Origin of the sequence: Prosthecobacter sp. (assembly GCF_014879935.1) — a bacterium.
In the GTDB taxonomy this organism is placed as follows: Bacteria; Verrucomicrobiota; Verrucomicrobiia; order Verrucomicrobiales; family Verrucomicrobiaceae; genus Prosthecobacter.
The window spans coordinates 1-20,019 of the sequence record NZ_JACSRD010000085.1 but is presented as its reverse complement, the minus strand read 5'-3'; the positions used below and the strand labels follow the sequence as shown (position 1 = coordinate 20,019).

Below are 20,019 nucleotides of genomic sequence, written 5' to 3'. Positions count from 1 at the left end.
CTCACGGCTTCTTCAACGTCGGCTGGCCCTTCAACCACCCCAACGACGTGAGGAACTTGTCGGTTTCGAGCAGCGTGTCGTAGTAGAACTCCATCTTGCCGCCTTTGCCGGGATTGAAGAAACCGTGGCCCTGGCCTTCGTAAAACTTCGCCACGCAGCGCACGCCGGCCTTTTCCATGTTCGCCTTGAAGCGTTCGACCACGGCGACGGGGATCAGCTTGTCCTGCGTGCCGAGAAAGATGATCGCCGGCGGATCGTCGGGCGTGATGTTGTGCGCAGGCGAGTACTCCTGATAACGCTCCTTCACCCGCGTGTGGCCCCAGCCTTGGTCCGGGCCGTTGTCGAACACGGGATTGAACAACGCCAGCGCGTTGGCCTTCGGCGAGATCTTCAAATCATCCGTCGGATCATCCAGCCCCTCGACCATGCCGACGAACGCCGCGAGATGACCACCCGCGCTGCCACCGCCCGCTCCGATGCGATTCGGATCGATGCCCAGCTCGCTCGCATGACTGCGGACCCAGCGCATGGCCGACTTCGCATCGTGCACGCAGTCGATGGGCGGACCGGAGTCGCCCTTCTTGATCAAACGATACTCGACCTGGATGCAGACCAGGCCGCGGGTGGCGAGGTAATCGCTGTGCTGCGTGAATTGCGTCGGCGCGCCGCCCGTCCAGCCGCCGCCGTGGAAGAACACCATCGCCGGACGTTGATCGGAGGCCTTCCAGTCAGGCGGATTGACGATGGTGAGCTTCAACTCGCGATCCGCGACCTTCTTGTAGATGCGTGTGACGGGTTCGGCGGCGGAGAACAGCGTTCCCAAGGCAAAAAGGCAGGCAAGGAGGGTCTTCATGGCTGTTTGATCGGTTCCTTTTCAAAGTCGGTCGGCGAAACCCAGCCGGCGTTCATTTTCTCGCCGCGCATGAACTTCTCGTAGAAGCCGGCGCCGTTGGTGGCGGGATACTCGTCGAAGATTTTGCCGTTTCCGGCCATGCGCGGGTCGTTCTGCGCCTTCAATTCGGCCTCCATGCGCTCGCGCAGCTTGGCGACGGTGTCTTTGTGGACGGATTCGGCGGCCAGATTGCGCGCGGCATGCGGATCGACCGTGAGATCGAAGAACTCCTCGCCCGGGCGCATGCCGAAGTTGAGCTGCCAGAACTTGTCACTGCGGTTCTTGCGGCCCATTTCGAGGATCAACGACTTTGTCGGGCCGCCGTCGGTGTCGAGGTAGCCCGTCTCGGGATTGCCCGCCGGCCAGCGTGTGGGCTCGTAGTTCTTCAAATAGAGATGCTCGGCGGTGACGATGCCGCGGATGGGATAGCCCCAGTCGTGCGGGCGGCCCACGTCGGTGCGCTCCTTGCCAATGAGCGTGTGGTCGCGTTCGGCGACGACGCGGCCGCTCTTCTCGCTCTCGATGATGGGACGCCAGCTTTTGCCGGTGACCGGCATCATGCCGCTCTGTTTTTCGGCGATGCCGGCAAAGTCGAGAATGGTGGGGGCGATGTCGGTGAAATTGACGAAGTCATCGACGACGCGCCCGGTCTTTTTCATGCCTGCGGGGAAACGGATCGCGAGCGGCACGTGATTGCTGTCCTCATAGCAGTAGCCTTTGCAGCGTGGGAAAGGCATGCCGTGGTCCGCGGTGACGATGATGAGCGTGTTGTCCAGCAGCCCACGTTTCTCCAGTTCCGCGATCATGCGGCCCAGGTGGCTGTCACAGTGCTCCACTTCAAAGGCGTAGTCGAGCATGTCGTGGCGCACGATCTCGTCGTCCGGCCAGTAATCGGGCACCTTCGCGATGTCAGTGAGCTTCTTGCCGCCTTTTTTCGCGCCGGACTGATATTCGTAGCCGCGATGCGGCTCCAGGCAGCCATACCAGAAGCACCACGGCGAGTCCTTCGGCGCTGCGTCGAGGAAATCGGTGAAATTGGTCGCGTAGTCGTTGTTGCCCATGCCGGAGGCGGGTGGTTTGGCCTTGTGCTGGTTGAAGGGCTTTCCGGTGATCTGGCGCGGCTTGCCGGTCGCGTCATTCGCGATGCCCGGACCCCAGCCCTTGCCGGTGATGCCCATGTGCCAGCCCTTCTCGACGAGCACTTCCGGCCAGCTTTTGAGCTTTGCGGGGAAGTAGGCCATGTGATTGCCCGCCTCCTCGTTCTGCCAGGCATGGCGGCCGGTCAGCACGATGGCGCGTGACGGTGCGCACTTCGCCACCGGCGTGTAGGCGCGGGTGAAAAGTACGCCTTCCCTGGCGATGCGGTCGAACGCCGGAGTCTTCACCCACGAGGTGCCGTAGGCACCCGCGTGCGCGCCCCAGTCGTCCGCGATGGCGAAGAGGATGTTCGGACGCTGCTCCGCAGCGAATGACGATGCCACAGCAAGGCATGCCGAGAGGATGAGAACGGTTGGTTTCATGGTCGGATTGGAAGTGAGGTTCGATGGCCCGCCCTATTGCGTGGGCTGCTTCTTTTTCGCCTTGGCTTTCTTTGGGCCGCCCTCGCCCTTCTGCACGCCGCGCTGGTCCACGGGCGGCAGCGGACCGCCGCGGGCGTTCATCTCCGCATCGCAGAGTTCACGCATTTTCTTCAGCGCTTCGGCATGCGCGGGATCACTGGCGAAATTCTTCAGTTCATCGCGATCCTGCTCAAGATCGTGCAGGAATTCGAATGGCGGCTTTTGATCGAAGTAACGCGCATACACATAACGCGAATCACGGATGCCCTCCCACGTGAGCGTGGGCGGCAGATCCAGGTGCTCGCAGAAGAAGTGCGTGCGCCACGGTTTGTCGCTGCCTTTGCCCTCCACGAGCGTCGAGAGGCTGCGGCCCTCATACCCGGCGGGACGCTCCGCGCCGGCCCAGTCGATGAAAGTCGCAGGCAGATCGACATTGAGCACCATCTCGGTGGCGACCCGGCCGCGTTTGTCCTTCGGCAGACGCGGATCGTGGATGACCATCGGCACGCGCAACGATTCCTCGAAGTGTGACCATTTGCCCTGGAAACCGCGATCGCCGAGGTAGTAGCCGTTGTCGGCGGAATAGACGATGATCGTGTTGTCGGCGAGTCCGGCTTCCTTCAGCGCGGCGAGGACACGCGCGATGCCGTTGTCGATGCCGGTGATCATGCGGAAATAGGCCCGCACATTCGTCTCGTATTTCTCCAGCGTGTCATAGCCCCAGAACCAGCGCTGGCGGTTGATGCTGTCCTTCAGGAACTGCGGATGCGCGTCAAAGATGGCCGGATCTCCCAGACGCGGCGGCGGGATGCTGCGATCCTCATACAGTCCATCGGCAGACTGCGGCCAGGGATAAAGGCCGATGCCAGGCCGGTGGTCATTGTCCTCGGCGTGCGCGGCATTGAAGGAGAGCTGCATGCAGAACGGCTTGTCTTTCGACTGCGATTTGAGGAACTCGATGCCGCGGTCGCACACGAGGTCCGTCTCGTGCCGCTTCGTGCCGTCCGGCATCGTTTTGAAATATGGATTCCGGCCGATCTGCTCGAACGCGTCGAACTGCTCCTCCGGTTTGAACCCATCCGGCCCACGGAAGTGCCACTTTCCGAAGTGGGCGGTGCGGTAGCCGGCTTTGCGAAGCTGCACGGGATAAATCGTGGCCGCTGCCTCCGGCTTCACCTTCGGCACCGCGTTGCGCTGCACGTGTGACCGTGCCCACTGGCCGGTGAAAATGACCGCGCGGCTCACCCAGCACACGGAGGTGGTCACAAACGCGTTGCTGAAGCGCACGCCATCCGCCGCGAGCTTGTCGATCGTCGGCGTGCGCACGATCGGGTGGCCGGCACAGCTCAACGTGTCGAAGCGCTGGTCATCGGCGAAGAAGAACAGGATGTTCGGCCGCTGCTCCGCAGCGAATGACGAATGCAAAATGACGAATGACGAAAAAACGAGGGCCAGGGACTTCATGGTAGTGAGCATGACTCAACGAAGAGTGAGCTGCACATGCTTCAAGTCCATCACCTGAGTTCCGGGCATGGAAAGCGGCTCCAGTGTGAGTTTGGCGGGACCTTGCTTCAGTTTCAACGTTCCGAGCTTCAGCGTGCCCCACGCACGGTTCCGATAACGTTCCTTCCCCGCCTCGTCACGATGGGGCAGGGGGATCGCAGGGGCCTCCGCAGGCAGGACCGCCGTCTCGCGCGTCTGGTCGCCGATGGAAACGCGCAGCTTGGACCCGGCATCCGCCGCTGGGCAGGCGTAGGCGAGCTCCACATCGTATTCGCCTGCCGTGATGACATCGATGTCGAACCACACCTTCGTCTTCGCATCGGTCCAGTTCGTGAGCCAGTCGTTCGCAAAACCCGGCCCGCTGGCGAAGTGCAGCGGTTGATCGAAAATGGCCTGCGGCGCGTGCAGTTCGACCGGATTTTGCTCCGCATGGCCGACGGGCAGGGGGAAACGCTGCAACCCCTGGCTCGAGATGTCGGCGAACCAGGCATCGTAACGGGCGCTCAGCTCCTTCACGAGATCAGGATGGCCCTTGGCGATGTTTTTCTCCTGCCCGGGGTCAGTCTCCATGTCGTAGAGCTGCCAGTCGGTCGCGCTGTCATCGTTGGCCTTGGCCTTGGAGCCACCGGCCGGACCTTTGATCTCGCGCACGAGGCGGTGGCGCTGCGTGCGCACGGCGCCGGGGAACTTGTTCGTCTCGTCGATGGGATTGTGCGTGAAAAGCGTGCGCTCCGGCCAGGCGCTGCTGTCTTCGTTCTCCAACAGCGGCCGCAGGCTCACGCCATCACGTTTCGGGCCGTCCGGGGCCTTCACACCGCAGAGATCCAGCAGTGTGGGCAGCAGATCGATGTGGGACACGATGGGCTTCGCCACGTGCGGTGTCCATTTCGCCGCCGGCCAGCGCAGGAAGAGCGGCACGCGTGATCCGCCCTCGTGCACGCTCGTTTTTCCGCCGCGCATGCCGGCGTTGTAGATCTTCACGCCCGCCGTGCCGCCGTTGTCGGTGAGGAAGAGCACGATCGTGTTCTCCGCGATCTTCAACGAGTCGAGATGCGCCAGCAGGCGACCCACGTTGTCGTCGAGGTTCTCGCACATGCCGTAAAACGCCGCCACGTTGTCCTCGAAGCCCTTCGCCTTGAACTTGTCGAAGTATTTGTCCGGCACCTGATAAGGCGAGTGCGGCGAATTGTAGGCGAGGTAGCAGAAGAACGGCTGCTTCTGGTTCGCGCTGATGAATTTCATCGCCTCATCGGTCAGCACGTCGCTGATGTAGCCCTTCGTCGCCTCGCGCTTCGATCCGCGCAGCAGCGTGGCGTCGAAGTAGTTGTTCCAGTGGCCGTTGTTGAAGCCGAACACATCGTCAAAGCCCTGTCCGGCGGGAGTGAAGGGAAACTGCTCGCCATTGTGCCACTTGCCGATGCAGGCGCTGCGATAACCCGCCGTCTTGAACGCCTCCGCCATCGTCACTTCCGAAGGCCGCATCGCCTCGCGATTGTGCGTGACGCCATGACAACCCGTGCGCAGCGGCCAGCGTCCCGTGAGCAGCGCCGCGCGTGTCGGGGCACAGAAAGAGTTCACGTAGAAACGCTCAAACCGCACGCCGGTGTTGCCCAGCTTGTCGATGTTCGGCGTTTGCAGGTGAGGATTGCCATGGATCGAGAAATCACCGTAGCCCTGGTCATCGGTGATGATGAGCAGCACGTTCGGCTGGTCAGCAAACGATGCGTGAACAGCAATGAACGAAAGGAGCAGGCAGATAAGGCGAGGCATGCCTTGGTCAACGACGTGAACAGGCGTTTATTCAGCAAAAGCCGCCTTCAAGTCCACCTTGTCGCCAAGTTCAGACGACAGCTTCACGAGGCGCTCGAACATCTCCTTCTTCTTCGGGGCGTGTTCGGCCTTCGGAGCGAGGTCGGTCATCTCCTGCGGATCTTCGGCGAGGTGGTAGAGGCGCATCACCTTGGCCTTCGGATAGGCGATCAACTTCCAGCCGTCGTGCGTGACGGCGCGCTGCAGTTCAAGGTAGGCACCATAGACGGAGTCGTAACTGCTGGTCTTCTGCTCGCCATTGAGCAGCGGGAGAAGGCTGTGGAAGAAGACGTGCTTTGGTTTTTCGGCTCCGGCGAGATCGAGGGCGGTGGCCATGACGTCTTGAAGGTAAATCGCGTTGTCGTTCTTCGCGTTCTTCGCCACGCCGGGTCCGGCGACGATGAAGGGCACGCGCACGCTGTGGTCATACGTGTTCTGTTTGCCAATGAGACCGTGATGTCCGACGGCGAGGCCGTGGTCGGCGGTGAAGAAGATCCACGTGTTGTCGGCCTGGCCGTTCGCATCGAGCGCGTCGAGTATCCTGCCGATCTGCACGTCGAGGTGCGTGATGAGCGCATAGTACTCGCTGCGGTGCGTCTTCACGGCGAATTCCGTGCGCGGCATCGGGGCGAGGTTTTCATCACGCAGCTTGTGCTGGCAGCCGATGTCGTCCTTGTAGGGATACTCGGGGATGAAATTCTGCGGCACCTGCATGCGGCTGAGCGGATACCTGTCCTGGAATTCCTTCGGTGCCTGCCGCGGATCATGCGGTGCGTTGAACGCCGCATAGATGAAGAAGGGCTTCTCCTGCTGCTTCGCATCGTTGAGGAAGGTGATCGTGTGGTCGTTCACGACTTCGCTCCAGTGCTTCCCGCCTTCCCAGAATCCGCCGAGCGATTGGTCATACGGGCTCCATGCGTCCGTCTGGCCTTCGATGGGGCGATTGTAAGCGGTGGGAACGGTCTTCGGCATGCCAGGGCGCACATCCATCGCCATGTCGAAGCACTTCGTGGCATCGGTCTGCACGTGCCACTTGCCGGTCATGTAGGTCTTGTAGCCGGCCTTGCCCATGAGCTGCGACCACAGCACGCCGGACTGGCGTTCCTTGTCGGTCGTTTTGTAAATCTTGTCCGCGTCCCACACACTGCGGCCGGTGTTCAGCATTGTGCGGCTTGCCACGCACACCGCGCCGCTCCACGAACCCATGTTGTAAGCGCGGGTGAAGGTGGTGCCGCGTGCGGCAAGACGGTCGAGATTCGGCGTGTCGATGTCCGTGTGGCCAAAAGCGCGCACGGCCTCGTAGGTGAAATCGTCGGCGAACAGAAAGAGGACGTTAGGCTTTCCATCCTTCGCTGAAGCTCCGGAGGACAAGGCCACCGCGAAAAGCGGGGAGCTGAGGGTGAGGAGACAGAGGACGGTGAGGGCGTGCTTCATGGTCGGGGAGACAAACGACGGTGCCGCCGAATTGTACCGCGAACCTACTTCTTCTTCGCTTTCCTGCCCTTCTCGCTCTTCCACAGCACGATGTCGGCGAAGTCGTTGGTGGAGTCGGGGCCGTCGGTGCTGCGGCCGCGGGCGATGTCGGCCTGGAGGAGGTCGAGGAGCTGGTTCACGATCTCGGATTTGGATTCGAAGAGGTTCGTGGTCTCGCCGATGTCATCCTTCATGTGGTAGAGCTGGCCTTTGGGCCAGCCGGCGGGCACCTTGGCCTCGGTGGGCGAGGACCAGCCGCCGGAGGCTTTCGCGAGTGCGAGCTTCCACGGTCCCTGGCGATAGGCGAAGTGGCCGCTGATCGAGTGATGGATGACGCCGTGACGCGTGGACACGATCTTTTCACCGCCGAACGCCGGCAGGAAGCTCACGCTGTCCTCGCAACTGCCCGCGGGCACCGGCTTGCCGAGGATGTCGGCGGTGGTGGCGAAGAAATCGACGAGGCAGATGAGCTGGTCGCTCGTGGTGCCGGCGGCGATCTTCGCCGGCCAGCGTGCGATGAACGGGATGCGATGCCCGCCGTCCCAGATGTCCGCCTTGGAGCCACGAAGGTTCGCGCTGACCTTGTGGCCCTGCTCGGCGAGCTTGTCGATCCCGGCGGCCTTCGAGCAGCCGTTGTCGCTGGTGAGGATGAAGAGCGTGTTCTTCGTCATGCCGTTGCGCTCCAAGGCCTCCGAAACCGCGACGACCACGTCATCGGTCTGCATCACGAAGTCACCGTAATCGCCGAGGCCGCTGCGGCCCTGCCACTCCGGCGCGGGCACGATGGGCGTGTGCGGCGAGCCGAGCGGCAGGTAGAGAAAGAACGGCTGCTCCTGGCCTTTGCGCGAGTTGATGTACTCCACCGCCTTGCGCCGCAGACGCGGCAGCATGTGCACCACCTCGTCATGCTCGATGACCGTGTCATTTTCGATCACCGCCTCCATGTCGCGCGCGTGATGAAAGCCGTGGTAGGAGTCGAAGCCGCGCGTGATGGGCCCGTCCGGGATCTTCGCGCCCACCGGCGGCGTGTCGAACTCCTTCGCCTTGTAAGGCTTGCCGCTCTTCGGATCGAGGTATTCGAAATTCAGATGCCACTTGCCGATGATCGCCGTGTGATAACCCGCGCTCTTGAGAAAACTGGCCACCGTCGGACGATCCTTCGCGATCAGGCTCGGCGCGAAACCTTCCACCACGCCGCCCTGCAGCTTCGTCCGCCAACTGTAGCGCCCCGTCATCACGCCATAGCGCGTCGGCGTGCACACCGACGAACCCGAATGCGCATCCGTGAAGATCATCCCCTGCGCCGCCAGTCGGTCCGCCCCAGGCGTCGCGATCTTCCCATGCTCCGGGTTCAGGCAATGCACATCGCCATAGCCGAGGTCATCGCAGATGAGGAAGACGATGTTGGGGCGCTGCTCCGTAGCGAATGATGAAGCGCAGATGAGAAAGAGGAGCCACAGGTGTTTCATGCCGCCGAGAACGAAGGCAAGCATGGCTTCTGTCCGTTAATCACTCCCGACATGGTGTGTGTTGATCGACATTCCCCCCTTTGCACAGTATGTGCATGTTATAATCAACCCATACAGCCTCTCATCACTGCACTTGTTGCGTGTGAAGCCGTTTAAAATCCCTCCATGAGCAACCCTATTCAGCCGCCTTCCGATGAAGTAAGAGCCGTTTGCGATCATTGCGACCGTCTCATCGAAGCCTACTTGGCGGAATTGACGACTAGACCTAATTCGATCGGTCGTTACGAATCTGAGGTGGAGTTTTTCACTCTGATGAAGCTGATGCTGCGACACTTCGAATCACTCACTGTGCTCGCGCGGGATGATCTTGTTCTTGCTCCATCGGGCAACCTCATTGCACGGACAATCTTTGAAACGAGCGTTAGAGCCCGTTGGATGTTTGTCCCACTCGACCCGTATGAACGTGAAGTTCGTTGGGTTCTCTTTCTGCGCAGCGGCACAACACACGCAAAGAAGCTGGCGGAGAGTACACACATCCCGAAAGCTCTCATATCGGCTTACGACAGCAGAAAGAGTGCGTATGATGGATTTGATGCCGATATTTGCGAACTATTGGCGAAGATGGATTACCAGATACCGAAGCAGGCTCCCAATGTGTGGGAAATGCTCAAAGAATTGAAGGAACCATACTTGTACAGCTTCTATGTCTTGCTCTCCGCATACGCACATTCAAACTTTGAGGCGGCATCGCTCTACAAACGGGGACTCGGTGGGGCCAAGAAGCTTGGCGAGTTTACATGTGTCGCAGATTGGCTGCTCCCGTTTGATGTTGCATGGAAGTCCTTTTTTCTCGCAGCTCGAGATTTCCTTGCGCAGATTGAAGCAGATGTTGCACGGTTCGAACAAGCGGCCGACCTCCGTGGATTCGAGCGCAAACTCACACAACTAACGAAAGCATAACAAACAAATAGAGGCCTGAGCGATTCACTCCGCCTTCTTCTTGTTCTTCTTTTTGCCCTTCTTCTCCGGCTTGTCCTTGCCGGCGCCGGAGTTGAGGAACTGCTGGTCGAGCTCGGCAGGGCGCGCGTCTTTGAACTGGTCGAGGGCGTCTTGCAGCTTTGCTTTCGCAGCGGCGGCGTCGCTGGCGAGGGCGGTGGCGGCGAGGTCCTGTTTCTCCATCTCGTCGGCGCTCAAGTCGTAGAACTGGCCGGTACGGTAGAGCTTGAAGCGCTGGTCGAAGGCGTATTCACGCACGGTCATGTCCTTGCTCTGGCGCGGTGAGTACCAGATGTAGAGCCACTCGCGCGGCGTGCCGGCCTCGCCCTTGAGCTGCGGGAGAAAGCTGACGCCATCGACGCCGGCGGGCGGCTCGACACCTGCGGCGGCGCAGAGGGTGGGCAGGAAGTCGGCGCAACTGATGAGGTCGGCGCAGACGCGGCCTTTTTTCATGACAGCGGGCCAACGGGCGATGAACGGGACGTGCGTGCCGTGTGCGTTGGTGGAGCCTTTGCCGCCTTTGTAGTCGCGGCCCTGGAAGCGACTGGTGATGCCGCTGTTTGTGCCGTTGTCGCCGAGGAAGAGGATGAGCGTGTTCTCACGGAGGCCTAGCTCGTCGAGCTTCGCTACGATGCGGCCGACCATCTTGTCCATGTAGGCGGTCATGTCGGCGAAGTGCTTCGGACTCTGCAGCTTCTGCTCGCTGCTGATCGTCGGATCATACTTCGCGCTGTCCGGCGTGGGCTGGAAGGGATTGTGCGTGAGGATCATCGGGTAGTAGAGGAAGAAGGGCTTCTCCTTGTGCTTCTCGATGAAGCCGAGCGCGAAATCGTTCACCAGCGTGGGGCCGTACTCGCCCTTCGTGAAGTCCTTCTCGACGCCGTTGTATTCGAGGCCGGGATTCGTGTAGCGCGGCGGGCGGCGCGTCTGCTGCCAGAGGCAGGATTCCTCAAAGCCGAAGTGCTGCGGCGAGTCGAGCTCATGGCCGAGCTGCCACTTGCCGCAGATGGCGGTGGCGTAGCCCGCGTTTTTCATGAGGTGGCCGAAGGTCGTCTCCTCGCGGCGCAGCGTGCCGAAGTTGAGGTAGTTGCGCACGTTGTAGCGGCCGGTCATGAGCTGCACGCGCGTGGGCGTGCACAGCGGCTGCGCGTGGCAGTTCTCAAAGCGCACGCCCGATGCGGCCAGCTTGTCGAGGTTCGGCGTCTGATACGACTCGCCGCCGTTCGCGGTGACGCACTCGTAGCCGAAGTCATCGACCATGATGAGAATCACATTCGTCTGCGCCGAAAATGACGAATGAAGAATGAGGAATGACGAAAGGAGTAAGAGCAGTGATTTCATGGCTTGTCGGAAGAAGGAGACTGCCAGGGGGTGGCGCCGCCGATCTGCACGTGCGCACGCAGGGCGTTGGCGAGCTCGCGGAAGATCTTCGGCGCCTTGTCCACGAGGTTGTTCTTTTCCTGAGGGTCGTTCTTGAGGTTGTAGAGCTCCAGCGGGCTGTAAGGCGTGTTTTGCATGAGCTTCCACTCGCCACGGATGAGCGCCTCGTAGCTGCGTCCGCCGTTGGCGATGCCGCCTTCGCGACGGACGAAGTAAAGCTCGCGCGGCTGGTCGATCGTGCCGCCCTTGAGCAAGGGCACGAGGCTCACTGCATCGAGTTTTTCGGAGGGTTTCATCCCGGCGAGCTCGAGGAAGGTCGGAAAGAGGTCGAAGTTGAGCCCCGCATAGTCGCAGCGTGAACCCGCCTTGATGTGCCCCGGCCAGCGCATCATGAACGGCACGCGCAGGCCGCCGTCGTAGTGGCTCGTCTTGCCATCGCGCCACGGATCGTTGTTCTGCGCATGCGGCAGCGAGCCGCCGTTGTCGGAACTGAACGCGACGACGGTGTTTTCCGCCAGTCCGGCCTCCTTCAAGGCCGCGAGCACCTGCCCGACGCGATCATCAAAGTGTTCCACAAGGGCGACGTTCAACGCACGCTTCTCCTCGAGCTGCGGCGAGCGCATTTTCACCTTCGCCAGCCAGTCGGCGGGTGGTTCGATGGGAAAATGCGGTGCATTGAAGGCGAGGTAGAGAAAGAACGGCTGCTTCTCCTTCGCCCGTTCGCGGAAGTAATCCACGGCCCAGCCGGCGAAGATGTCCGTTGCGTGTCCTTGCGGATCGATCACCTCCGCGTTTCGGCGCATGTAGTTGTGGCCCTGACGCAGATGCGTCGTGTAGCTGTCCATCATGTCGCCGAGGAAGCCGTGGAAGAAATCGAAGCCACGCTCAGTCGGCGTGTTGGGCGATTCGAGGCCGAGATGCCACTTGCCGATCACCGCCGTGTGATAACCGGCCTTCTTCAATTCATTGCCGATCGTCGGAATGCCAGGAGCGAGATAGCCCCAGGAGTCCTCCGGCTTCGTGCGAATGACACCGGGCACGCCCACACGGTCCGGATAACGCCCCGTGAGCAAGGCCGCACGCGATGGCGAGCACACGGTGCAGTTGGCACGCATGTTCGTGAAAAGCATGCCCTCAGCCGCGATGCGGTCGATGTTCGGCGTGTGACAATCCGACGGATGGTAGGTCGAGACATCGCCAAAACCGAGGTCATCGGCGAAGATGATGAGGAAATTCGGCTTCGACTCCGCGGCGGTGAGCACGGGCGTCAATGCGAGCAACAACAGGCAGCAGCGGAATACAAACTTCATGGCCGCTTGAGAACGTCTCCAGCGCGGGTTTGTGTCAGCGAGTTGACGCCACGTCACCAGCAGGCTCTGCCGCATCAAGTTGGACCGAAACGATAGTCCCGGACACGTCCGCCGTTTGTCTGGCCCTTCATCACCCTCCTCTCATCATGTCGCTCACCCGCCGCCTCCTGCTCTGCCTCGCTGTTTTCAGCTCCACCACTGTCGCCGCTGATGAGGAGGGTTTCGTCTCCATCTTCAATGGCAAGGACTTCTCTGGCTGGAAGGGGCCGGTGGAAAACTACGAGATCAAGGACGGTGTCATCGTGTGCAAGGCAGGCAAAGGCGGCACGATCCACACGGCGGAGGAGTATGCGGACTTCGTCGTGCGGCTTGAGATCAAGATTCCCGCCGGATGCAACAACGGCCTGGCGATCCGCTACCCCGGCACAGGTGACACGGCCTATGTCGGCATGTGTGAGCTTCAGGTGCTCGATGATGATGCGCCGAAGTATGCGAAACTCGACCCGCGTCAGTATCACGGCTCCGCCTATGGCATGGTGGCCGCGAAGCGTGGTCATCTGAATCCCGCCGGGGAATGGAACGTGCAGGAGGTCATCGTGAAGGGCTCGAACATCGCGGTGATCCTGAACGGCGTGACCATCCTGGATGCGGATCTGAGCAAAGTGGATTTGAGCAAAGTCGCGGGCAAAAAGCCGCATCCGGGAATCAGTCGCACCAGCGGCTTCTTCGGTCTCGCCGGTCACAACGACCCGGTGGAGTTCCGCAACATCCGCATCAAGCGGCTGTGAGCTTCATCTCTGGATAGACTGTCTGAGGGGCAGATGTGGTCATTTAAATCGTGAGCGAAGCCTCAATTGTTCGCCGCGCCCACACGATAGCGCGGCTGGCCGGGGATCGTCGTGCGCACGCTGAGCAGGTGCTTGCCGCAGGTGATGTAAAGCGTGCGCAGGTCGTCGCCGCCGAAGGCACAGTTGGTCACGGTATCCTCCGGTGTCTCGACAAAGGCGAGCAGCCTGCCCTGTGGTGAGAACACATGCAGTCCGGGACGCGTGTCGAGCGTCTCGCTGGTGCCGCGTTGCTTGTGCAGGCCGGCGGCGACGTAGAGATTGCCCTGTTCATCGAGTTCCATGCCATCGCCGCTGCGTCCGGGCGACAGATCGACGAGCACGCGCATGTTCGTGACGCTGCCATCGGGCTGGAGGTCGTAGGCACGGATGTTTCGCGCACGTCCGGCACGTCCATCGGCCTCGATAAGGTAAAACGTCTTCTCGTCGGGCGATACGGCGAGCCCGTTCGGCATGTCGATCTCCGGCGCGGCGAGGATGCGCGACGTTTTGCCATCGGGGTCGATGCAATAGACGGCGTTCACATTCCCCTTCGCCGGATCGGTGTTTGCGAGTCGCGAAGTGAAGTAGATCCGGCCCTTCGAGTCGATGGTGAGGTCGTTCGCGCCGCCGAGCGGGAAGCCGCCGAACGAGTCACACAGCACCTCGATCTTGCCAGTTCGCAGATCGGTGCGCGTCACGCGGCCATTCGTGCCGTCGCCAGCTTCGCAGTTCATGAGGTGGCCCTGGGCATCGAAGCACGAGCCGTTCGCGGTGCTCGGCTTGCGGAAAACCTCGAGCGTTTTCGTCTTCGGGCTGAACTTGAGGATCTCGCCGGTGTTCGTGAAGAACACATCGCCCTCCGCACTCATCGCCGGGCCTTCGGTGAAGTATTTCTTTGTCGTCACGGTAGCCTCGATGATCACGCGCCCGAGAAACTTCGCGCTATCGAGGCCGGTGTAGTCGAGCGCGGAGGCAGAGGTGGCGAGTGCGAGGCAGCAGAGGATCGGAGCGAGACGGATCATGCTCCATCAACGCAGCGAGTGCTGCCAAGCTTGTGCGCCAAGGCCTCAAACCAAGCCCAGGTCACGGACGAAGTCCTTCTCCTCGCCATAAACACCCTCTTTCAGTCCCAACTGCTCAACCACGATGGCTTGTACCTTCTCGGCGATTTCAGACTCTGAAAATGGGCGTGTCAGATGCGCGGCGATCTTTTCCACCGTATCCACGCTGTCAGGAATGCGGCGCGTGCGGTCTGACCAAATCCATCCCACCGTGAACAAAAGCGCACCAACACCCGCCAGAACCCACTGTTGCATGAACAAGGCGATCACGCCGCCAAGGCATGACCATCCTGCCACCGCACCGCCGGGACCGTGCGGGACGTCGCGTGGAATCGAAAAGGGGGCGAGCCGTTTCCCCAGATGTTCCCATCGGGCGATGCGCTGATTCCCGAACAGCTCACGGAAACTCATGTCCGGCCGCACGTTCGCGAATCCCATGCCGGCCAGCGCTTCCGACAAGTGCCTCATCGCATCCAACTGGGCCACGCGCTGTCGTTCTTGGAGCACAAAGTCGATCACATCCCGGGGCGTGCGCATTTTCTCCGCGGCGGCGTCCGGGATCGCGATCCCGAACTGCTCCTCGAAGGCCAAGACAAGCTCGACGGCATCCAAACCCATGCCCGGCTCTGTTGATCTGCGCGTCTGGATTGTCAAGCCAGCGGCGCACGGTTGCACGATCCCGCGCTTTGTGGCCTCATGCGCGGCCATGCGTCTCGCGCTGTTTTTTCTGCCTGCTTTCGCCTCCGCCGCCACGCCGAAGGCCCTCACCACCTTCCTCGACCAGCATTGCACCGAGTGCCACGACGCCGATGTGAAGAAAGGCGGCCTCGATCTCACCGCGCTCTCATTTGATCTCAAAGACCCGCAGCTCTTCGAAAATTGGGTCAAGGTCCATGACAGCGTCGCCGATGGCGAGATGCCGCCGAAAAAGAAGCCGCGCCCTGATGCGAAGCTCGCCAGCACCTTCCTCGACTCGCTCGACAGCCAACTTCGCGACAGCAGCGCCGCTCAAACAGCCTCGCAAGGCCGCACGCAGGCCCGCAGGCTGAACCGCATCGAATACGAAAACACCGTCCGCGATCTGCTCCACATCGACACGCCGCTCGCGGGCCTTTTGCCCGAAGACACGCCGATGCACGGCTTCGACACCGTGGCGGACGGTTTGCGCTTCTCGCAGCTCCAGATCGAAAAATACCTCGAAGCCGCCGATGCCGCGCTCGATGCCGCCGTGGACCTGCGCATGCCGATCGAACTCAAAAAAGAGCGCTTCACCTACAAAGATCAAAAGAGCATCAAAGAGAACCTCGCTCTGCCCGACAATCCACCGGAGGACCCGAAGAAGAAATACAGCCGCAAGCGCGTCGTCTTCCGCGATGTGCCTGACGCGCTCGTCATATTCACCGATGCCGATTACCTGCTCGGCCTCTCGAACTTCAAAATGCGACGCGGCGGCACCTATCGCATCCGTTTGTCCGCGTATGGCTATCAAAGCGCCGGCGAACCCGTCACCGCACGCATCTACGCGAACGACTACAGCGCCGGAAAGCGCCTGCTGGGCCACTGGGACATGCCTGCGGATCAGCCGCGCGTCGTCGAAGTCGTCACGCGCATCAATCGCAGCGAGCATCTCATCGTGATGCCCTTCAGCGTCGGCTACGACGAAAAAGGCCAGCGCCTCAATGACAGCGACACGACGAAGGACTTCAAAGGCCGCGGCCTCGCCGTGCAGTGGATCGAGATCGAAGGCCCGCTCGAAATGGCGAACTGGCCGCCGCCTTCTGTGAAGTCGCTCTTTCCCGATGTGCCCGTCGTGAAGCTCGACGAAAAGAAGATCAACAACCGCGGCGACACCGAAAAGGCCATCGGCTTCGAATTGCAGCCTGCTGATGCCGCCGCGTCACTCAAAATATGCATCGAAGGCTTCGCCGCGAAGGCGTTTCGCCGTCCGCTGGAGCCAGGCGAAGCAGATCGCTTCGTTAAACTCGCGCAGGACTCGCTCGCCAGCGGTGCGCCGTTCCTCCAGGCCGCGAAATTCGGCCTCCGCGCCGTGCTCACCTCGCCACAGTTCCTCTTTTTCGATGAGCAGCCCGGCCCGCGCCTCAGCGATCACGCCTTGGCCTCACGCCTCTCATATCTCTTCTGGAGCACCTTGCCCGATGACGAGCTCCTGAGCCTCGCCGCCGCGAAAAAGCTCCACGAGCCCGAAACGCTCAAAAAACAAATCAACCGCCTCCTCGCCGACAAACGCAGCCAGGCCTTCGTGAAGAACTTCGCCGGTCAATGGCTCGATCTGCGCAGCATCGACGCCACCAGCCCCGACATGAGCCTTTATCCCGAATTCGATGAGATGCTCAAATACGCCATGGTCGGCGAAACCGAGGCCTTCTTCGCCGAAATGCTCTCCAAAGACCTTCCGGTCACGAATTTCATCCAGAGTGACTTCTTGATGCTCAATCATCGCATCGCGCAGCACTACGAAATCGGCACCGATGTCGCCAAAGGCGAAGAGTTCGTCCGCGTGAAAGTCCCCACCGATAGCGTGCGCGGCGGTTTGCTCACCCAAGCGAGCATTCTCAAAGTCACCGCGAACGGCACCGTCAGTTCGCCCGTGCTTCGCGGCGGTTGGGTCATGAAACGTCTCCTCGGCCAGCCGCCGCCTCCGCCACCGCCCGGCGTGCCCGGCGTCGAGCCCGACACGCGCGGTGCCAGCACCATCCGCGAGCTCTTGGCCAAACACAGCACCTCTGAGAACTGCGCCGGCTGCCACGCCAAGATCGACCCGCCTGGCTTCGCCCTCGAAAACTTCGACGTCATCGGCGGCTGGCGTGATCGCTACCGCAGCAAAGAGAAAGGCGACAAACCCACCGCCAAAGTCGAAAACCGCGGTGTCTGGCAATACAAAGTCTCCCTCCCCGTCGATGCCAGCGGCCAGCTCGCCGACGGCAGAGCCTTCAAAGACATCAAAGACTTCAAACAACTCCTCCTCGCCCAACCCGCCGACGTCCAACGCTGCCTCACCGAAAAACTCCTCACCTACGCCACCGGCGCCGCCCCGACGTATGCGGATGGCCAAGCTGTAGCCGACATCGTCGCCAAATCGCTCAAGCAAGGTGGTGGCTTGAAGACGTTTGTGACCGAGTTGGTGCTGAGTGAGACGTTTCGGCGGAAGTGAATTATGAGAGGGCTATGCCGCGAAAGCTGTTCGCAAAGCACAGCCGACTGCGTGCGGATAAGATGGCGTAAGGAAGTTAGATGTGCTACCTGCTGTAGGATGGCGACCAATGTGTATCACTCCGAAGAGAGTGGAGACTCTAAATCTGGAGCAAAATTTAACGGTTGAGGCGGGAACTGAAAGGCTAGTACAGTGTTCATTGATTCGTTTGTAGCAGATTATGGGAGCGTTCGTTGAGTCGTGACTGCGAGTAACTATTCTTCCCTGACATTCTACGCTTTTCACTTTTGACTTACGGAATCAGCACTCATTAGCCTCAAAGATTTCACTCAATCATCTGTATGCACTTCTCCAAAAAAGTAGAGCTGTCTCAGATTCCTGGCGTCCAGTTGAGAAACCTCCAGCCCATCACCGATGACCGTGGCTGGTTCATGGAGGTGGCGCGCTTTCATCTCGGTGCTCAGACGCAGCAACAGCCTCAGCAGCAGAACATCGCTCAGGTGAACCTCTCTTGGTCGAAAAAGGATGTCCTGCGCGGCCTGCACCTGCAGAGCGCCCCGCATGAGCAGGCGAAAAGCATCCGCGTGCTGGCCGGATCCGTCTTTGACGTTATGCTGGACCTGCGCCGGGACTCCCCCACCTACCGCCAATGGGCCGCCGTCCATCTAAGCCACTACAACCACCAGGAACTGATCATCCCAAGGGGCATGGCCCACGGTTACCTCGTCACCTCCGCAGAGTCGCTCATCCTCTACTCCACAGACTCGCACTACCATCCGGACAGCGAGATCGCCATCGCCTGGGATGACCCCGACCTGCGTGTCGACTGGCCGCTGCACGGTTCGCGGCCCATCACATCGCCGCGTGATTCACAGGGTATGTCGCTCGCCCAGTACCTGCTGGCCCACGACTAGACTTAGCGCGGCCTCACCGCCCTGCACCGTGTACGCGCTGACCCGCTCGCGCCCCGTATGCCAGACGTTGATGCACAGCACATTCCCGCACAGGCGGCAGTCCGGCAGAGGCACTCGGTAGTGCCCCACTACCACCAGCGGAGCGTCCGGCGCGTAGCCCGCGTGGGCACCCAGCATCGCGCGTGCCTGGGCCGGCAGTTCCATCGCCGGTAGGGACACGTGACCCGGAAAAGCGATTTCCGTTACGCAGCGCACGTCTTGGAAGTCACGCCACCACGCCAGCTGCACTGACTCCACCTCACGGCCGCGCCAGTCCTGAGCGCACAGCGGCGGCGGCAAGCGGAATTTCGGCCCCTTCAGTAGGTGCGTGATGTCCTCCGCTAGGTGCCCGCCCTCACGGAACACGCGCAGCAGCGTCTCATGGTCGTGCCCGTCCGGCAGCCCACGTGTGATACGGTCCATGTAGGACGGGACCCACGCCGCGTGCGTCACGCGCAGCTCTGGAAGTTCTAGCCAAAAGGGTAGCGAAGCCAGCCAACGCGCGTCCTCAAGCAACCGGTCCGCGTCACCCGCATAGCCACGCACCGTCGACTGGTGGCTGAACCAGGCCTTCCCCTCGCGCGCTTTCAGCGGCCTGCCGTCCGCCTCCGCGTGGAAGAGCACCATGTTCAGCTCGTGGTTTCCCATCACCGCCAGTGCCTGCCCGTCATCCACCATCCGGCGCACCACCTCCACCACCCGGCGGGATTCTGGCCCACGGTCCACCAGGTCCCCGCAGAAGACCGCCCGCCGGTCCCGCGCGCGCCAAGTGCCTGCCTCCCGCCGATAGCCCAGCGACTCCAGCAGCAGGCAGAGGGACGCGTAGTCCCCGTGCACGTCAGAGATCACATCCGTCATGAGTGGATGCCCTCCCTCCACAGGTGCCGCGGCCTGTCCGCGATGCGTGGTGCCAGGCAGCCGCTGAGCCACGCCACGAAGGGCGCGCTCAGCGCGTGCCGCACCCGCAGCCCCTCCAGCACCTGCAGCACTCGCGTGTGCTCGCCCTCGTACAGCGCCAGCGCCGCCGCAGAATCAGCCTCCGAATTCGAGTACGGCATGACACCGCCGGTGAAGATGTAGAAGAGCGTGCAGCCTAGGGCGAAGTAGTCTGTCCGGTGGTCCGGCGTGCCGAAGTCCGCGCTCAGCAACTCCAGCGCCCAGTGCCGCCAGCTGCCGCTGCCCAGCATCACTCGCCTGTGCGCCCGTGCGTCCGGCGCGCTGCGCACACTGCCGAAGTCGATCACATGCACGGACAGCCCGCCCGTCCGCGTGACGATCAGATTATTAGGCTTAAAGTCGCGCATAAACATCGGCAGCGGCGTGTGCGCGTGCAACAACGGGAAGAGCGCGTTTGCCGCGCCCAGCACCGCCCCGGCCAGCGCCCCCAGCGGCATGCACGGCTGTAGCGCGTCAACCAAGCTCATGCCCGCGCAGAAGTCCCGCACGTAGCACACCCCATCCGGGTGCAGGTAGCGGAAGGTCGGCACGTGCAGGTGGTTCAGCTCACTCAGACGGCTGACGATCATCGCCTCCTTCTGGATGTTCTTCTCATGCATGGACTGGTCCTCCACTGGCGGTGAGCCCAGCGGCGTCGGCAGCTTCCGCGTCAGCCGCG

Annotated in this window: 16 protein-coding genes; 4 read left to right on the top strand and 12 right to left on the bottom strand. The window is 61.5% G+C overall.

Annotated features, from left to right (window positions below):
* Position 1 precedes the first annotated feature (1 nt).
* From IAE77_RS04590 to IAE77_RS04565, 6 genes are read right to left on the bottom strand one after another with little or no spacing between them, the layout of a single operon-like run.
* Positions 2 to 853: an alpha/beta hydrolase gene (locus IAE77_RS04590; RefSeq protein WP_294222522.1), complete on the bottom strand. Its 852-nt coding sequence runs from the start codon at positions 851 to 853 to the stop codon at positions 2 to 4.
* On the bottom strand, positions 850 to 2,412 hold the full coding sequence (locus IAE77_RS04585) for a sulfatase (RefSeq protein WP_294222518.1): 1,563 nt from the start codon (positions 2,410 to 2,412) through the stop codon (positions 850 to 852). The genes IAE77_RS04590 and IAE77_RS04585 overlap by 4 nt, the downstream gene beginning before the upstream one ends.
* Positions 2,413 to 2,445: 33 nt before the next feature.
* Positions 2,446 to 3,915 carry a sulfatase gene (locus IAE77_RS04580; RefSeq protein WP_294222514.1) on the bottom strand — a complete coding sequence of 490 codons (1,470 nt, stop codon included), beginning with the start codon at positions 3,913 to 3,915 and terminating at the stop codon, positions 2,446 to 2,448.
* Positions 3,916 to 3,930: 15 nt separating this feature from the next.
* Positions 3,931 to 5,724, bottom strand: coding sequence for an arylsulfatase (locus tag IAE77_RS04575; protein ID WP_294222511.1), 1,794 nt, complete (start codon positions 5,722 to 5,724; stop codon positions 3,931 to 3,933).
* A 27-nt stretch (positions 5,725 to 5,751) separates the two neighbouring features.
* Positions 5,752 to 7,197: a sulfatase-like hydrolase/transferase gene (locus tag IAE77_RS04570; protein ID WP_294222508.1), complete on the bottom strand. Its 1,446-nt coding sequence runs from the start codon at positions 7,195 to 7,197 to the stop codon at positions 5,752 to 5,754.
* A 44-nt stretch (positions 7,198 to 7,241) separates the two neighbouring features.
* On the bottom strand, positions 7,242 to 8,729 hold the full coding sequence (locus tag IAE77_RS04565) for an arylsulfatase (protein ID WP_294222505.1): 1,488 nt from the start codon (positions 8,727 to 8,729) through the stop codon (positions 7,242 to 7,244).
* A 141-nt stretch (positions 8,730 to 8,870) separates the two neighbouring features.
* Here IAE77_RS04565 and IAE77_RS04560 point away from each other — a divergent pair, with 141 nt between their 5' ends.
* Complete coding sequence (locus tag IAE77_RS04560; RefSeq protein ID WP_294222502.1) at positions 8,871 to 9,665, top strand: DUF5677 domain-containing protein; 795 nt, start codon at positions 8,871 to 8,873, stop codon at positions 9,663 to 9,665.
* A gap of 24 nt (positions 9,666 to 9,689) precedes the next feature.
* On the opposite strand, the gene IAE77_RS04555 is transcribed toward IAE77_RS04560, so the two are convergent.
* Entirely contained in the window at positions 9,690 to 11,042 is a 1,353-nt protein-coding gene (locus IAE77_RS04555) for a sulfatase-like hydrolase/transferase (protein WP_294222499.1), read from the bottom strand.
* Positions 11,039 to 12,391 carry a sulfatase-like hydrolase/transferase gene (locus tag IAE77_RS04550; protein WP_294222496.1) on the bottom strand — a complete coding sequence of 451 codons (1,353 nt, stop codon included), beginning with the start codon at positions 12,389 to 12,391 and terminating at the stop codon, positions 11,039 to 11,041. The genes IAE77_RS04555 and IAE77_RS04550 overlap by 4 nt, the downstream gene beginning before the upstream one ends.
* A gap of 146 nt (positions 12,392 to 12,537) precedes the next feature.
* Between IAE77_RS04550 and IAE77_RS04545 the strand changes: the two genes are divergently transcribed.
* Positions 12,538 to 13,179 carry a DUF1080 domain-containing protein gene (locus IAE77_RS04545; protein WP_294222494.1) on the top strand — a complete coding sequence of 214 codons (642 nt, stop codon included), beginning with the start codon at positions 12,538 to 12,540 and terminating at the stop codon, positions 13,177 to 13,179.
* A 62-nt stretch (positions 13,180 to 13,241) separates the two neighbouring features.
* Here IAE77_RS04545 and IAE77_RS04540 read toward each other — a convergent pair whose 3' ends face one another.
* The gene (locus IAE77_RS04540) at positions 13,242 to 14,240 is read right to left on the bottom strand and encodes an SMP-30/gluconolactonase/LRE family protein (RefSeq protein ID WP_294222491.1); all 999 of its coding nucleotides are present in this window, start codon (positions 14,238 to 14,240) and stop codon (positions 13,242 to 13,244) included.
* A gap of 45 nt (positions 14,241 to 14,285) precedes the next feature.
* Positions 14,286 to 14,897 carry a phosphopantetheine-binding protein gene (locus IAE77_RS04535; RefSeq protein ID WP_294222488.1) on the bottom strand — a complete coding sequence of 204 codons (612 nt, stop codon included), beginning with the start codon at positions 14,895 to 14,897 and terminating at the stop codon, positions 14,286 to 14,288.
* Between IAE77_RS04535 and IAE77_RS04530 the strand changes: the two genes are divergently transcribed.
* A complete protein-coding gene (locus IAE77_RS04530) occupies positions 14,896 to 17,451 on the top strand; it encodes a DUF1592 domain-containing protein (protein ID WP_294222485.1) in 2,556 nt (851 codons plus the stop codon). The two genes, IAE77_RS04535 and IAE77_RS04530, sit on opposite strands and share 2 nt — an antisense overlap.
* A gap of 341 nt (positions 17,452 to 17,792) precedes the next feature.
* Entirely contained in the window at positions 17,793 to 18,365 is a 573-nt protein-coding gene (gene rfbC, locus IAE77_RS04525; protein WP_294222482.1) for a dTDP-4-dehydrorhamnose 3,5-epimerase, read from the top strand.
* Here the strand turns inward: rfbC and IAE77_RS04520 are convergent.
* Both IAE77_RS04520 and IAE77_RS04515 read right to left on the bottom strand, forming a co-directional pair.
* Entirely contained in the window at positions 18,321 to 19,262 is a 942-nt protein-coding gene (locus tag IAE77_RS04520) for a metallophosphoesterase (protein ID WP_294222479.1), read from the bottom strand. The genes rfbC and IAE77_RS04520 overlap by 45 nt on opposite strands.
* The coding region (locus tag IAE77_RS04515; protein ID WP_294222476.1) for a protein kinase at positions 19,259 to 20,019 on the bottom strand (761 nt) is incomplete at its 5' end. The genes IAE77_RS04515 and IAE77_RS04520, both read right to left, overlap by 4 nt.

Excerpts from the sequence above, each read along its gene's own strand:
- IAE77_RS04555 (WP_294222499.1), bottom strand. The coding sequence starts at position 11,042 with ATGAAATCACTGCTCTTACTCCTTTCGTCATTCCTCATTCTTCATTCG.
- IAE77_RS04565 (WP_294222505.1), bottom strand. The coding sequence starts at position 8,729 with ATGCTTGCCTTCGTTCTCGGCGGCATGAAACACCTGTGGCTCCTCTTT.
- IAE77_RS04560 (WP_294222502.1), top strand. The coding sequence starts at position 8,871 with ATGAGCAACCCTATTCAGCCGCCTTCCGATGAAGTAAGAGCCGTTTGC.
- IAE77_RS04590 (WP_294222522.1), bottom strand. The coding sequence starts at position 853 with ATGAAGACCCTCCTTGCCTGCCTTTTTGCCTTGGGAACGCTGTTCTCC.
- IAE77_RS04535 (WP_294222488.1), bottom strand. The coding sequence starts at position 14,897 with ATGGGTTTGGATGCCGTCGAGCTTGTCTTGGCCTTCGAGGAGCAGTTC.
- IAE77_RS04545 (WP_294222494.1), top strand. The coding sequence starts at position 12,538 with ATGTCGCTCACCCGCCGCCTCCTGCTCTGCCTCGCTGTTTTCAGCTCC.
- IAE77_RS04540 (WP_294222491.1), bottom strand. The coding sequence starts at position 14,240 with ATGATCCGTCTCGCTCCGATCCTCTGCTGCCTCGCACTCGCCACCTCT.
- IAE77_RS04585 (WP_294222518.1), bottom strand. The coding sequence starts at position 2,412 with ATGAAACCAACCGTTCTCATCCTCTCGGCATGCCTTGCTGTGGCATCG.
- IAE77_RS04550 (WP_294222496.1), bottom strand. The coding sequence starts at position 12,391 with ATGAAGTTTGTATTCCGCTGCTGCCTGTTGTTGCTCGCATTGACGCCC.
- rfbC (WP_294222482.1), top strand. The coding sequence starts at position 17,793 with ATGCACTTCTCCAAAAAAGTAGAGCTGTCTCAGATTCCTGGCGTCCAG.
- IAE77_RS04530 (WP_294222485.1), top strand. The coding sequence starts at position 14,896 with ATGCCCGGCTCTGTTGATCTGCGCGTCTGGATTGTCAAGCCAGCGGCG.
- IAE77_RS04580 (WP_294222514.1), bottom strand. The coding sequence starts at position 3,915 with ATGAAGTCCCTGGCCCTCGTTTTTTCGTCATTCGTCATTTTGCATTCG.
- IAE77_RS04575 (WP_294222511.1), bottom strand. The coding sequence starts at position 5,724 with ATGCCTCGCCTTATCTGCCTGCTCCTTTCGTTCATTGCTGTTCACGCA.
- IAE77_RS04520 (WP_294222479.1), bottom strand. The coding sequence starts at position 19,262 with ATGACGGATGTGATCTCTGACGTGCACGGGGACTACGCGTCCCTCTGC.
- IAE77_RS04570 (WP_294222508.1), bottom strand. The coding sequence starts at position 7,197 with ATGAAGCACGCCCTCACCGTCCTCTGTCTCCTCACCCTCAGCTCCCCG.